The organism is Zestomonas ipomoeae (genome assembly GCF_057128665.1).
In genome coordinates, this window is sequence record NZ_JBSKHQ010000019.1 from 50,578 (window position 1) to 63,329 (window position 12,752).

Sequence of the window (12,752 nt, forward strand, 5' to 3'; positions counted from 1 at the left end):
TCCCATGATCAGAGTCGCCACCTTTGACGACATCCCCCGGCTGATTGAGCTGGGCACGATCCTGCACCAGTCCAGCAGCTACGCACGCCAGGCCTTCAGTAAAGAGAAGGCCGCCAAGTTCATCGCACACCTGATCGCTGACGGGCAAGGCGTCGCCTTTGTTGCTGAGCGCGATGGGGTTGTAATCGGCGGGTTGCTCGGCGGCCTAATCGATCAGTGGTTCTCGGATGACCTGATCGCTTATGACTACTCGGTGTTTATAGAGCCTGGGAAGCGGCACGGACTTACAGCTCTGGCGCTGCTGAAAGCATTCGAATACTGGGCTCAGGAAATGGGGGCGAAGCTGATCTACATGGGGATTGGTACCGAGGTGAACGTAGATGGTACCTCGCGCTTGTACCAAGCGGCCGGATTCAAGCACTTCGGCCCGATGTTCGTGAAGGAGGTCTGAAATGGCAGTAGGAGCAGTTGGGGCAGCGGGGTACGCAGCATATGCAGCAATGGCTGCGGCGGCGGTGTATGGCGCGTATACCACCGCACAACAGGGCAAGCAGGCCAACCTCAACGCACAGGCACAGGCCGACCAGGCTGAAGCCGATGCCGCTACCGAGCGCAGCGCGGCGAAAGTGCAGGCCGAGCGCATCCGCAAGCTGGCGCGCATCCAGGCGAGCGAGGCCAACGCTGCATTGGCCGCGTCAGGCGTTGAGGTGGGCGAGGGCACGGCGATCAACATCAACCGCGAAATCTACGAGAACGCCGAGGAAGATGCCGCGCTCACCGTGTTTGGCGGTGCCAACAGGGCAGGGCGGATGCAGCTCGATGCGTCGAATTTGCGCCTTGCCGGGTCGCAGGCCAGGTCGAATGCCAATGCACAGGCAGGTGCAACCCTGCTCTCGACGGCAGGGAACATGTACACGGGCTGGAAAACCGGCGCTAAGGGGAAAGCCTGATGGCCAGGATTCCGATGGGCAACTTCGGCCAGGTGGTGCCTGTTGCCGAGCAACGACGAGTCATCACGCTGGACGGTCCAGGCCGCGGCGCCCAGACACTGGCCAGCGCCATCTCCGATTCGGCTAACCGCATCGTTGATCAGCAGAACCAGGAAGCTCGCGCCCTGGCGCGTGTTAAGGCCAGCAATCAGCTGCTCGATCGTGAAAGCCAGATCAACACCATCACCAACGATCTAGGCGAGAAACTGCGGCTCGGCCAATTGAAGCCAGAGGACGCATCGGCAGCCTACGAGCAGGCTGTTGGTGCGCTTGATCCGATGGCGCCTGATGGACTGGACGAGGTGGAGTCCGAGCAGTTCGGCTTGTCGCTTCGTCGCATGCAGCAAGGTGGGTTGTCGTCTCTCGGTGGCAAGGTGTCCCAGGCGCGCATCGCCTCAGCCCAGAGCGACCTGCTGTCGCGCATGGACATGCTCGGTAAGGACGCCGGCATGCCAGGCTCCGATCCTCTGGCGATCGTTCGCCGCATGGATCAGAAGGATATCGACACCGTTGGTCGCATGGCTTACGGCATGGACTGGGATCGGCGTAAGCAGGACTTCAAGGACGGCATCTTCACCACCCACGCCAGCCAACAGCTTGTGGGGGCTCGCAACGATTTGGGCAAGTTGCAGGACCTGCAGCACCAACTCACCGCGGAGGACGGCTTTTACACCTCGCGACTCGATGCCGATAAGCGTACCCAACTGCTCAACAGCGTTACCGGTCGTATCTTCCAGGTGCAGGAGCACAACGCGCGCCAGGCAGAGATTGCCGAGATGCGCGCCATGCGGGTGATGGACCAGATGGACCGCCAGGCCGCCACGGGCATTCCGCCCAGCCCTGCCGAGCAGCAGCGCTGGCAGGCTGCCCTGTCTGGCACCAGCATGGCCGGCGAGTACAAAGCCCGCATTGAGCAGATGAACCAGGTGCAAACCCTGCTACGCATGCCTCTGGCCGAGCAGCAGGCGTACATCCAGCAGAAGCGGCAGCAGATGGCGCAGAGTGGTGCCAGCGTCGACCAGATCGCCAACCTGGACCGGCTGGACCGGGCCGTGGCCGCCAACATGAAGCAGATGCGTGACCAGCCGCTGGAGTGGAACGCCATGCGTACTGGCGCAGCTGTCGAGCCATTGGACTTCACCGGCATTGGCAGTCCAGAGGGCCAAGATGCTCTGTCGGCGCAGATCGCCGCCCGCATGGACACCATCAACGCCATGCGCAAGCAGATCGGCCCGGAGGTCAGTCGTAACCCTTTCCTGCCGCAGGAGACCGGCATGCTCAAGGCTGCCCTGGCCCAGGCAGACGACAGCACCAAGTTGCAGGTAGTAGGTGCCATAGCCCAGGCCACGGCCAACGCCAACGACTTCGCTGGGGCGCTCAAGGCGATTGCGGCAGACGATCAGCCGTTGATGCTCGCCGGCATGGCGCAAGCCCGCCAGCTCAAGAGCACCGATGGCATGGACGTCGCGCCGCTGATCCTCGCCGGCAACAAGGTGCTCAAGGACAAGTCCAGCCCGATGCCGACCGAGGCCAAGCTGCGCGCGGTGTTCGACGAGTCTGTCGGCCAGGCCATCCCCAGCGGCAGCAGCCAGCGCGAGCAGGCTTTCGCCGCGTACAAGGCGCTGTATGCAGGCATGGCAGGCCCGGCCAACGTGAAGCATGACGGCACTGCCGCAGAGGTCAACGATGACCTGGCAGCCAAGGCACTGGAGATGGCGACCGGTGGCATAAGCAAAGTGGATACCGGCTGGTTCAGCAGCGAGAAGGTTGTACGCCCGTATGGCATGACAGACAAAGACTTCAAAAGCGCCGTCAAAATCCAGATCAGCGCTCTGGCCGAACGCAGCGGCATCGCCAAGGGATCGCTGGAATCCATGCCGCTGATGCCCGTGCAGGGCACTGATGGCGCTTATTACCTGCTCAACGGCGGACGGATGCAGCTTGATCCGAAAACCGGCGAGCCGCTGATTGTGAGGGTTCGCTGATGTGGCTCGATAGCCTGACGCCAGAGGGTGAGCTGGCAACGCAGCGCCAGCGCCTGCAGGGCACCACGGAACTGCCTGAACCAACGTTCTTCCAGGGTGGCTATGACGCCATCGGCCCTGGCCTTGTGCGCGGTGCGCTGGAGGCTGGCGCCGCCATTCAATCCGGCATGATCAACTTGGCTGGCACCGAGTTCGCCAGCACCCTGGCGACTGGCTTTGGCGCCGGCTACACGCCAGGGTTCGACGGTGAGCGACACGCCGAGCAGGCAGCAATCGCTGCCGATGAACTGTCCGGCGAGATAGGGCGCGACCTGGCCGAGTCGGTCAAGGAACTGCGCCCAGACCCACGCACCACTGGCCTCGCCGGGCAATTGCTGGGCGAGGCCGCTGCCATCCTGCCGCGTACCGTGGCCGGTGCTGTGGCCGGCGGGCCGGTAGGGGCCGCCGCCGCTGCCGGCGCTCCAGCCGGTTACGCCAGCAAACAGGTGGCCATGTCCGAAGGGATCGACGAGAACACCGCCGCCATCCAGGGCGCAATCGATGGTGCAACCGTTGCCGTTGGTGCGGCATTGCCGGCTGCCAGATTCGTCAAGCCACTGGCCGGTGACTTCGCCATCGCCGTCGGCGCGAACGTGGGCCTTGGCGTTGCCAGCCGTGGCGCCACCGCCGAACTGCTGGAGAGCCGCGGCTATATCGAACAGGCCGCCCAGTATCGGGCGTTTGATGGCACGGCCATGACCATCGATGCGGTCCTTGGTGCAGCATTCTTCGGCATTGGCAGGGGGCTTGGCCGCGCGCCGAAAGAGCACCAGGTGAATGCGGCGCTGGCCGAGAACAACGCCCAGCATGCTGAGCTGCATACGGCGCCCGGCATCCCGGTTGATGCCGTTGCGGCCAACACCCATGTTCGTGCACTGGATATCGCCCTGGAACAGCTCTCACGCGGTGAGCCGGTACGGTTGCCGTCCGACCTGCCTGAAGCGGCATTTCTGCGTCCTGTCGATGATACCCCGCTGATTGAGCCGGTTCGTGCCGGTCGCGCGGAAGTCGAAGCCCAGGCCCTGGAAGTCGAGCTGCCGGCGATCCGCGCAGAGCTGGAACAGCAGGCGGCGCAGGCAGTACCGAACGTGCGCGATCTGCGCACCGAGACAGCCACGCTGCAGCGCACTCTAGCCGAGCTGGATGATACCTTTCGCGATCGAGCCAAGGCGTACCAGGGCGAAGGCTTGACCCGCAAGCAGGCCGAGAGCCAGGCCCGTCAGATCATCCAGCAGGAGCGCAGCCAAATCGAAGAGCGCCTGGGGCAGATCAGCGAGCAGATCGAGGCCAATCGGCAGGCCGAGGCCGCGCGCGGAGAATTGGCGGCCATCGACCGTGGCGAGCTACCGGCGCGCCTGCAGGATCGCGTCAGTGCGCGGGCTGCCCAGATAGACCGAGGGTTCCAGCGCAAGCCGATGGCCGACCAGGTGCAGCAGGGCAACAAGCAGTTGACCATCCGCCAGGCCGCCACCCATGAGCTGGCACGTTTGGTCGACGAGGCAGAGCGCCTTGCCCCGCGCCCTGAGCCCGTTGAACTGCCGGCGCCGCGCCAGCCTGTTGCCGGGCGGGATGTAAAGCCATCAGCCGAAAACGTAAAGCCCGGAAGCGAAAACCGTCAGGAATCTCCGGGTAGTGCAAAGACAGATCAGCCCAGCGGTGCTGGTGCTGCTGATCCGGAAGTGCAGGTCGCACAGCTGGTGCTCGACGAGCTCGGTGACATCCAGGTGCCGACCGGCGCCATCGATGCCGATGGCAACCCGGTCACCGTATCGGCCCGTGAACTGCTGGCGCAGGCCGACAACGAAATCCAACGCGCCCAGCTCGAAGCGCGCGGGATAGAAGCCGCCGCAGCCTGCTCTCTCCAGCGCGGCGAATAGTCGGGAAACCGACTATCGCCAGGCCATAGGCTTGCCACATCCAATCAGGAGGCAAGCCCTATGCGCCCCGAATGCGCTCTCGCCGTCGCCCAGGCTATGGGCCGCTCCCTCACCCAACCAGAACTGCAAGGCATCGAGGATCGCCTGCGCCGCAACATGCGGCAGCTGGCGCGCACGGATGCCGACTGGCAGGCCAAGACCAGCAGCGAGCGCATGGCCGCCGCAGCCAAGAAGGCCGGCGATGAACTGATCGCCGAACGCACCCTGGATAAGCGCCGCGTGGCGCTGACCATCATGGCGCACGACCGGGTCACCAACTACATGCAGCGCTTCCCGGGAAATCCGATGGAGGCGCTAGACCGCATGCTGGCGTTCAGCGCCGACGGAAAGAGCGGTATCCAGTCGGTCGAAACCGCTACACGCGCCATCCGCGACGAATCGATCAGCCGCATGCTGGAAGTGATCGATGTCACCAAGGGCAAGTTCCTTGGGCTGCTGCAGGACAGCGATGGCAACCTGGCGCTGGTGCGCGAGCTGCACGGCGAGGACAGCGGGCGACCCGAGGCCAAGCAGGCGGCCAAGGCATTCAAGGACGTGGCCGAGTCGCTGCGCACCCGGTTCAACCGTGCCGGTGGCGACATTGGCTTCCTCGAGGACTGGTCGATGCCGCGCGATCACAGCCAGGTGAAGGTCGCCCGCGACCAGGCCGGCTGGGTGGCTGACCACCTGCGCTGGGCCGACCGTTCGAAATACCTCAAGGAAGACGGCTCACCGATGAACGATACCGAGCTGAGCGACTTCCTGAACCACGCCTGGCAGACCCTGGCCACTGGCGGTATCAACAAACTGGAGCCGGGCAGGGCGCCAACCGGCGCCGCGCGCGCCAACCGTGGCAACGAGTCGCGCCAGATCCACTACGCCAGCGCCGAGGCGTTCATCGAGGCCCAGGCCAAGTACGGTGAGCGCAATCTGCTGGAACTGCTGATCGGGCACATCGACCGCGCCGCACGCGATATTGCCGTGGTCGAGGCATTCGGCCCGAACCCCAACCACCAGATGCGCTACTTCCTCGACACGGCGCAGCAGGAGATGGCCACCGCCGATCCGAAGGCAACGCCCAAGGTGCAGAAGCAGCGTAAGAAAATCGAGAGCCTTTATGCCGAGGTCGCTGGCACCAGAGAGCCGCCGGTATCGCCTGGGCTTTCGCAAGGCTTCGACACGTATCGGGCATTGAACGTGGGGAGTCGGCTCGGCTCTGCGGTGATCACCTCGGTTACCGACCAGGGAACGCTGGCGCTCACCGCCAAGATCAACGGCATGCCGGTGATGCAGGTGTTCGCCAACGAGGTGCGGATGCTCAACCCGGCTGATGCGACCGACAGGCGCCTGGCCATGCGTGCCGGCCTTGGCCTGAACCAGCTGATCGGCAGCCTGAACCGCTTCGGCGCCGATGGCCTGGGGTCGACCGAGGCAATTTCCGGGCGCGCGGCAAAATTCTCCCAAGCATGGGCCAGCAAGGTCATGCAGGCATCTGGCATGAACGCGCTTACGTCAGGCCTGCAACGTGCCTTCGGCGTCACCTACATGGACACGCTGGGCGATATGTCGCGCCGGCACACCAGCCTGCAGGCCATGGATGCGGCCGACCGGGCGTTGCTGGAGGCCAAGGGCATCACCGAACTGGACTGGCAGGTGTGGCGCCTGGCCGAGCCCGAGGACTTCAACGGTGCTGGTTCGACGGTGCTGACCGCCAATTCGATCTACCGACTGACCAACGAGCAGCTGCAGGACCTGGCACAACAGGCAGGCACAACGCCCCAGCGCCTGCGCGACCAGGCCGCCACCCGGTTGCTGGGCACGGTGCTGGACGAGACCAGCATGGCGATCATCGAACCGGGTGCGCGCGAACGAGCGTTCATGTACGGAAACGCCCAGCGCGGAACCTGGAGCGGCGAGATCATGCGTTCATTCTGGCAGTTCAAGTCGTTCCCGATTGCCATGATCATGCGGCACTGGTCACGTGCCATGGCCCAACCAGGCTGGGGCAAGGCCAAGTACATCGGCGCCCTGATGGCCACCACCACGGTGCTTGGCGGAATGGCCATCCAGCTCAACGAGATTGCATCCGGTCGCGACCCCAAGGACATCACCGACGATGGAATGCTCGGCGTGCCTGGTCTGCGCTTCGGCATGGCCTCGATGATGAAGGGCGGCGCGCTCGGCCTGTACGGCGACTTCCTGTTCAGCGACACGACGCAGGGTGGCATGTCGGCTCTGATTTCCCTTGGCGGCCCTTTGGCTGGCGATGCCGATGCATTGCTTCGACTAAAGGCAATGGCGGGCGACGCCAACTTCGACGCCACGGGCGCCAACCTGATTCGCTTCGCGAAGAGCCACATCCCCGGCGCGAACCTCTGGTACACGAAGGCCGCCACGGATCACATCTTCTTCCACAACCTGCAGGAGATGTTTTCCCCCGGATACCTGCGTCGGATGGAGCAGCGTGCGCGCAAGGACTTCAACCAGCGGTTCTGGTGGGAACCGGGCGAGGCAACACCAGATCGAGCGCCCAACCTGGGCGCGGCAGTAGGAGGCCGCTGATATGCGTGATGATCAGATTGTTCGTCTGCAGGCTCTGAGCGAGCGCCTGGGCGAGGTGGTGATCGAGGAAGTCGACCCGCACAAGTGGCCGGGCAACGACAAGCCACTGGGTGAGCTGACGCAGCAGGAGCGGGGCGACCGCTACTGGTGCAAGAAGAACGCCGCGGCGACCATGACCCTGCTGCTCAAGGTGGTGAACATCGCCGGCGTCCTCAACCGTCAGAAGCCTGCGCCAGATGCTGGCCATGCCGTCGACGAACTGGATGGTGAGCTGGCAGCCGCCGAGCGCGAGGCCCAGGCCATCATCGAGCGCATGCAAAAGGGCAACAATGTCCACTGAGCCCGAGGCTCCGAAAGTCAGCCTGCTGGTGTTCTTCCTGATCTGGTCCAAGCGCATGCGCTGGACGGTTCCGGATGTTCACGTGCAGGCGCTGATCTGGCTCGAGAACAAGGGCAGCTTGGCCGTGCTCCGGTGCTTCCGTGGCTTCGGCAAGTCGACGTTGCTGGCGATCTACAACGCCTGGCGGTATTACAAAGCCCCGACCTTTCGCATCCTGCACCAGTCGGAGTCGGACCCGACCGCCTACAAGACCAGCCGGGACACGCAGAACGTCATCCGCAACCACCCGTTGACCCGCCACCTGTTGCCGCCCAACCAGGGCACGGTCGAACAGTGGTGGGTCGAGGGCGCGGCTGACTTCCGGAACGCCTCGATGTTCGCCAAGGGCATTCTGTCGAACGTCACGTCAGCCCGGGCCGACGAGTGCCAGAACGATGACGTCGAGGTGCCGCGCAACATCCAGACGCCCGAGGCGCGCGAGAAGCTGCGCTATCGACTGGACGAGCAGACGCACATCCTGGTGCCGGGCGGTTCGAAGCTCTACATCGGAACGCCCCACACCCATGACAGCCTCTACGACGAGGTTGAAGCCATGGGCGCCGACTGCCTGACCATCCGCATGTACCGCGACGAGTTCCGAATCGAGGCCGCGACGCAGACCGCCTACAGCGTGCCGTTTCGCCCGGAGGTGGTGTTCTCTGGCATCGGCAAGCATGCACGGGTGCTGGTCGAAGGCATCGACTACTCGCTGACGAAGACCGGCATAGCCTTCTTCGAACCGCCTGGTTGCCTGATCGACTGCTACGCGCGGCCGGCATGGCCTGGGCGGTTTGACCGCGACGAGCTTGAGAAGCGCCGCCGCGAGACCCGCACCATCAACGCATGGGATAGCCAGTACCAGCTGCACAGCAAGCCGGTTACCGAGGTTCGGCTCGATCCCGCCAAGATCATCCCCTACGACGTGCAACCCGTGCTGCGCCGGGCGAATAACGCCTGTTCCATGTGGCTGGGTGAGACCCAGATCGTCGGGGCCGTGGCCTACTGGGACTGCTCGCTGGGCAAGGTGAAGAGCGACGCCAGTGCCCTGTCCCTGATTCTGACCGACCAACGTGGCCAGCTCTATTGGCACATCGCCAAGGGCCTAGAGGGCGAACTGGCCGAGTTCGATCACAAGGACCGGATCATCGGCGGCCAGGTGATACAGGTTCGCGAGGTGGTGCTGGCCCTGAGCATTCCATGCGTGGTGGTGGAAACCAACGGTCCAGGCGGCTTCGTGCCGAACATCCTGCGCCAGGCGCTCAAGGGCACTGGCTGCGCGGTGCGCGAGGAACACAGCACCGTCAACAAGCAGAAACGCATCCTCGATGCCCTGGAACCGCCCTTGTCGAGCCGCTTCCTGTGGGCGCATGTCGACGTGCTGCGCGGCCCGGTCTGGGATCAGATGCGCGACTTCAACCCGGCGATCACCAACCAGCCTGACGACTACCTCGATTCTGGTGCCGGCGCCATCAGCCAAACCCCGGTTCGCATCGGGAAGATAGTCGGGAAACCGACAGAGGATAGGCGTGACGATTGGCGCCCAGATGCGGGCGTGCACGAAGTGCAAGTCGAATATTGAGCCCGCCCAGCGAGGGCCCATGGCTGTTCAAGACGAAGAATCCTTCAAGCGGTATGCGGCCAACGGGATCGCCACCGTCTACGCAATTCCGTTCCTGTTGCTTTCGGCATCCGACCTGCAGGTGACGCTCGATACCGTTCCGGTGACAACTGGCTTCACCGTCAGCGGCATAGGCACCAACACCGGCAGCATCACCTTTGCCGCCGCACCGACCGGCGATCTACTACTGCGGCGCGTCGTTCCGTTCGAGCGGCTGACCGATTACCAGGACAACGGGGACTTGCTGGCGCAGACGGTCAATCTTGACTTCGATCGGCTGTGGCTCGCCATGCAGGAACTACGGCGCGACGACGGCCGGGCGCTTGCGGTTTCGCCGACTGAGCCTGAGGGCATTCCTACACTGCCGCTCATTGGTGAACGATCACTCAAGCTGCTTGCGTTCGATGTCGACGGCAACCCGGCACCTTCCAATCTCACGCTAGAGCAGCTTGAGCAGCAGCCGGCCATAGCGCTTACGGCTGCAGCTGAAGCATCAGCGGCGGCAGTTGCGGCGTCAGCATCTGAATCAGCGGCTGCTAGTTCGGCACTGGCAGCGGCAGCGGCAAGGGATAAGGCGCAAGACTGGGCTGAAAAAAATGAAGACGTTCCGGTCGAGCCTGGGTTTTTCTCGGCCAAGCACTGGGCGGCCAAATCACAACAGTCTGTTTCTGGGCTGGATTCTCGAGTAACTGCGCTTGAGAGCATCGGGAAACCATTTACCAAGTCCTATGTTAGTGCGGCTCAATCGATCACCAGCGGTGGCCTCCTGTCACTTACGCACGGTCTCGGCGCCGAGCCAAAGTTGATAACCGCCTATCTCCAGTGCGTGACAGCCAACTTGAACTACTCCGTTGGAGACAAGGTTGAGGTTCCGGTTGGCATCGTTTGGCCTGGGGCTGATGCCAACACCACGGGCATCACCGCGCACTACACCTCCACTCAGATTTTCGTGCGCTTTGGGCCACGGTCAGGAGGCACTTTCTTTCTGCTGGATAAATCCTCTGGCTCGGTTGTTCCGATCACCAACACATCTTGGAACCTTGTCGTGAGGGCTTACGCATGAAGTTTTTCGTTGACGAACAAGGCAATTACCTTGGCGGATGGGATGCAGCCCCACCCGCCAACGCCCGCGAAGTGCCAACCCCGCCCGAGGACGCTCGACAGCCTTGGCTTGGTGATCACTGGGGCCCTGTTCCGGTCTCGCTCCAAGGCCATATAGAAGCCGCGCAGCGCCTGCTCGACTCCAGCGCCCAATCCTACGGATACGACTCGATCGCTTCCGCCGTGACCTACGCCGAAGAGCCGGCCGTCCCGAAGTTCCAGGCCGAGGGCCAAGCCTTCCGCGCCTGGCGCTCGCTCGTCTGGGCCTACGGCTACGAGCAGCTGGCTCTGGTCGAGGCTGGCGAACGACCAGCGCCCACCATCCCCGAATTCATCGCTGAGCTGCCGCCCCTGGATCTGCCAGCCCCCCCAACTGCCGGACAGGAGTAGAGCAATGGCAGAACCAAGCAGCACCGCAGGTATCACCGGAATCGCGGCAGGAGCCCTCGCAATTCCCGGCGTCGCAGCAATTCCCGGTGTCGACGCCATCGCAGTGATTGGCGCTTTCGCCGGGGCGCTTTTCTTCGTTGTGTTCGACAGGGCGCCGACATTCAAGGCCAGTCTTGGCTACTTGGTGTCGTCCTGGGTGTTCGGCTACATGGCGGCTGCCGAGGCTGCCGCTCGCCAGGTGCCAATCACGCCAGGTCTGTCCGCCCTGATCGCCGCAGCGCTGTTTGTGACCATCGCAAGCGGCGTACTCAACTGGGCCAAGGGCGGCAAGGCGCCGTTCTGGTTCCGCTACATCCCCTGGCTGGGAGGCAAGAAAGATGGTTGAGATTCTGATCACCGCCCTTACCGTCGTGGCCTGCGTCGCGATCTTGCTTCGGCTGATAGTGTTCCGCCGCGATGGGGCCCGATACCGGCCGGGCATCGCCTTCATCGCCTGGCTGCTGGCCGTTTGCGTGGGAGGGTACGCCTTGGCCATTGTCTTTGGCCTTGATGAGCCATCCCCATTCGTGCTCGGCATCCTGCTGGTGCTTGGCGCCCAGGTGTTCCGCGCGCGGGGAAACCTGGCGAGCGTTCTGCGCGTGCACTGGGTGTTGGGCTGGAACGGCGTTGAGCGCAGGAGAACGACACAATGACCCTGGGGCAGAAGCAACGCCATTTCACCCGGCTGATCGGCCTGCTGATCGAATGGGCGTACCAGAACGGGTACGAACTGACATTCGGCGACGCCTACCGCGACCCGCGCGTGCATGGTGCGGTAGGGGAGAAGAAGTCCTACAGCGCCGCCAGTTCGGTGCACAAGGAACGACTGGCGGTCGACTTCAACCTGTTCCGCGACGGCAAGTTCCTGACCGATACCGAGGATCATCGCCCGCTTGGCGAGTATTGGGAGAGCATCGGCGGGACCTGGGGCGGTCGGTTCAACGACGGCAACCACTACAGCCTTGAGCATGGCGGGCGCAAGTGAGCAGCTTCACCAGTTTCAGCGCACCGTTGAACATCCAGTACGACGCCGAAGCCAGCCGCATTCTCGGCGCCGATCATTGGCGGGTGACCAAGGGCTTCCAGTTCTATGTTGGCAGCCCTGACTCTGGCGAGTGGGTGAACGTGCCAGCCGGCTATCTCACCGACGGTGCCAGCGTGCCGCGCGTGTTCTGGTCGCTGATCCCGCCATGGGGCATCTATGGCCAGGCTGCTGTCGTGCATGACATCCTCTGCGAGTACCTGAGCACAACGCTGCATGGTCTGCCGCATCGGATCACGCGGGCGCGCTGCGACGAAATCCTGCTTGAGGCGATGGTTGCGCTGCAGGTTCCCGCATGGAAGCGCCAGGCAATCTATCGTGCGGTCTGCCTGTATCGGCGCGTTGCCATGGTCAGCGATGCCAGCAGCACGCCAGCGAAGCGGTTGATCGAATCGAAGTGGGGTGGGTGAACGTGCCCAGAACGGGCGAGGCGGGGTCAGTGATAAATCGAGTGACTCTGTCACTCACTGTGGTGCAGCGTAGGGCATCGATTGCAGCGAAGCGCCCAGGGGATGTGGCGTATATACTGGCGCGCAGTGACTGGCTGCACGCATGGGGTGCAAGGGGTCGAGTGTTCGAATCACTCCGTCCCGACCAAATAACTCCACGAAAAAGGCCAGCTCAGTATTGAGCTGGCCTTTTTCGTTTGGCTTCAGAAACTGAGGGCACAGTGGCCGTGTCGAGCTTGTGGC

At 63.5% G+C, this 12,752-nt stretch carries 13 protein-coding genes and 1 tRNA gene; all 14 read left to right on the top strand.

Annotation, left to right across the window (positions count from 1 at the left end; genetic code table 11):
• Positions 1 to 4: 4 nt before the first annotated feature.
• A complete protein-coding gene (locus tag ACWKV7_RS18715) occupies positions 5 to 451 on the top strand; it encodes an N-acetyltransferase family protein (RefSeq protein WP_483859209.1) in 447 nt (148 codons plus the stop codon).
• A 1-nt stretch (position 452) separates the two neighbouring features.
• Complete coding sequence (locus ACWKV7_RS18720; protein ID WP_483859210.1) at positions 453 to 950, top strand: hypothetical protein; 498 nt, start codon at positions 453 to 455, stop codon at positions 948 to 950.
• Complete coding sequence (locus ACWKV7_RS18725; RefSeq protein ID WP_483859211.1) at positions 950 to 2,974, top strand: hypothetical protein; 2,025 nt, start codon at positions 950 to 952, stop codon at positions 2,972 to 2,974. The genes ACWKV7_RS18720 and ACWKV7_RS18725 overlap by 1 nt, the downstream gene beginning before the upstream one ends.
• A gap of 125 nt (positions 2,975 to 3,099) precedes the next feature.
• A complete protein-coding gene (locus ACWKV7_RS18730) occupies positions 3,100 to 4,890 on the top strand; it encodes a hypothetical protein (protein ID WP_483859212.1) in 1,791 nt (596 codons plus the stop codon).
• 279 nt (positions 4,891 to 5,169) lie between these two features.
• Positions 5,170 to 7,491 carry a hypothetical protein gene (locus tag ACWKV7_RS18735; protein ID WP_483859213.1) on the top strand — a complete coding sequence of 774 codons (2,322 nt, stop codon included), beginning with the start codon at positions 5,170 to 5,172 and terminating at the stop codon, positions 7,489 to 7,491.
• 1 nt (position 7,492) lies between these two features.
• Positions 7,493 to 7,831, top strand: coding sequence for a hypothetical protein (locus tag ACWKV7_RS18740; RefSeq protein WP_421447942.1), 339 nt, complete (start codon positions 7,493 to 7,495; stop codon positions 7,829 to 7,831).
• Entirely contained in the window at positions 7,821 to 9,449 is a 1,629-nt protein-coding gene (terL, locus tag ACWKV7_RS18745; protein WP_483859214.1) for a phage terminase large subunit, read from the top strand. The genes ACWKV7_RS18740 and terL overlap by 11 nt, the downstream gene beginning before the upstream one ends.
• Before the next feature lie 19 nt (positions 9,450 to 9,468).
• Positions 9,469 to 10,551, top strand: coding sequence for a hypothetical protein (locus ACWKV7_RS18750; RefSeq protein WP_483859215.1), 1,083 nt, complete (start codon positions 9,469 to 9,471; stop codon positions 10,549 to 10,551).
• Positions 10,548 to 10,979: a hypothetical protein gene (locus ACWKV7_RS18755; RefSeq protein WP_483859216.1), complete on the top strand. Its 432-nt coding sequence runs from the start codon at positions 10,548 to 10,550 to the stop codon at positions 10,977 to 10,979. The genes ACWKV7_RS18750 and ACWKV7_RS18755 overlap by 4 nt, the downstream gene beginning before the upstream one ends.
• A gap of 4 nt (positions 10,980 to 10,983) precedes the next feature.
• Complete coding sequence (locus ACWKV7_RS18760; protein WP_483859217.1) at positions 10,984 to 11,364, top strand: putative holin; 381 nt, start codon at positions 10,984 to 10,986, stop codon at positions 11,362 to 11,364.
• Positions 11,357 to 11,671 carry a phage holin family protein gene (locus ACWKV7_RS18765; RefSeq protein ID WP_483859218.1) on the top strand — a complete coding sequence of 105 codons (315 nt, stop codon included), beginning with the start codon at positions 11,357 to 11,359 and terminating at the stop codon, positions 11,669 to 11,671. The genes ACWKV7_RS18760 and ACWKV7_RS18765 overlap by 8 nt, the downstream gene beginning before the upstream one ends.
• The gene (locus ACWKV7_RS18770; RefSeq protein ID WP_483859219.1) at positions 11,668 to 12,003 is read left to right on the top strand and encodes a M15 family metallopeptidase; all 336 of its coding nucleotides are present in this window, start codon (positions 11,668 to 11,670) and stop codon (positions 12,001 to 12,003) included. The genes ACWKV7_RS18765 and ACWKV7_RS18770 overlap by 4 nt, the downstream gene beginning before the upstream one ends.
• Positions 12,000 to 12,470, top strand: coding sequence for a DUF1353 domain-containing protein (locus ACWKV7_RS18775; RefSeq protein ID WP_483859220.1), 471 nt, complete (start codon positions 12,000 to 12,002; stop codon positions 12,468 to 12,470). Before ACWKV7_RS18770 ends, ACWKV7_RS18775 begins: the two co-directional genes overlap by 4 nt.
• A 98-nt stretch (positions 12,471 to 12,568) precedes the next feature.
• A tRNA-OTHER gene (locus tag ACWKV7_RS18780) sits at positions 12,569 to 12,657 on the top strand.
• The last annotated feature ends 95 nt before the right edge of the window (positions 12,658 to 12,752 follow it).

Excerpts from the sequence above, each read along its gene's own strand:
- ACWKV7_RS18715 (WP_483859209.1), top strand. The coding sequence starts at position 5 with ATGATCAGAGTCGCCACCTTTGACGACATCCCCCGGCTGATTGAGCTG.
- ACWKV7_RS18720 (WP_483859210.1), top strand. The coding sequence starts at position 453 with ATGGCAGTAGGAGCAGTTGGGGCAGCGGGGTACGCAGCATATGCAGCA.
- ACWKV7_RS18725 (WP_483859211.1), top strand. The coding sequence starts at position 950 with ATGGCCAGGATTCCGATGGGCAACTTCGGCCAGGTGGTGCCTGTTGCC.
- ACWKV7_RS18740 (WP_421447942.1), top strand. The coding sequence starts at position 7,493 with ATGCGTGATGATCAGATTGTTCGTCTGCAGGCTCTGAGCGAGCGCCTG.
- terL (WP_483859214.1), top strand. The coding sequence starts at position 7,821 with ATGTCCACTGAGCCCGAGGCTCCGAAAGTCAGCCTGCTGGTGTTCTTC.
- ACWKV7_RS18750 (WP_483859215.1), top strand. The coding sequence starts at position 9,469 with ATGGCTGTTCAAGACGAAGAATCCTTCAAGCGGTATGCGGCCAACGGG.
- ACWKV7_RS18755 (WP_483859216.1), top strand. The coding sequence starts at position 10,548 with ATGAAGTTTTTCGTTGACGAACAAGGCAATTACCTTGGCGGATGGGAT.
- ACWKV7_RS18760 (WP_483859217.1), top strand. The coding sequence starts at position 10,984 with ATGGCAGAACCAAGCAGCACCGCAGGTATCACCGGAATCGCGGCAGGA.
- ACWKV7_RS18765 (WP_483859218.1), top strand. The coding sequence starts at position 11,357 with ATGGTTGAGATTCTGATCACCGCCCTTACCGTCGTGGCCTGCGTCGCG.
- ACWKV7_RS18770 (WP_483859219.1), top strand. The coding sequence starts at position 11,668 with ATGACCCTGGGGCAGAAGCAACGCCATTTCACCCGGCTGATCGGCCTG.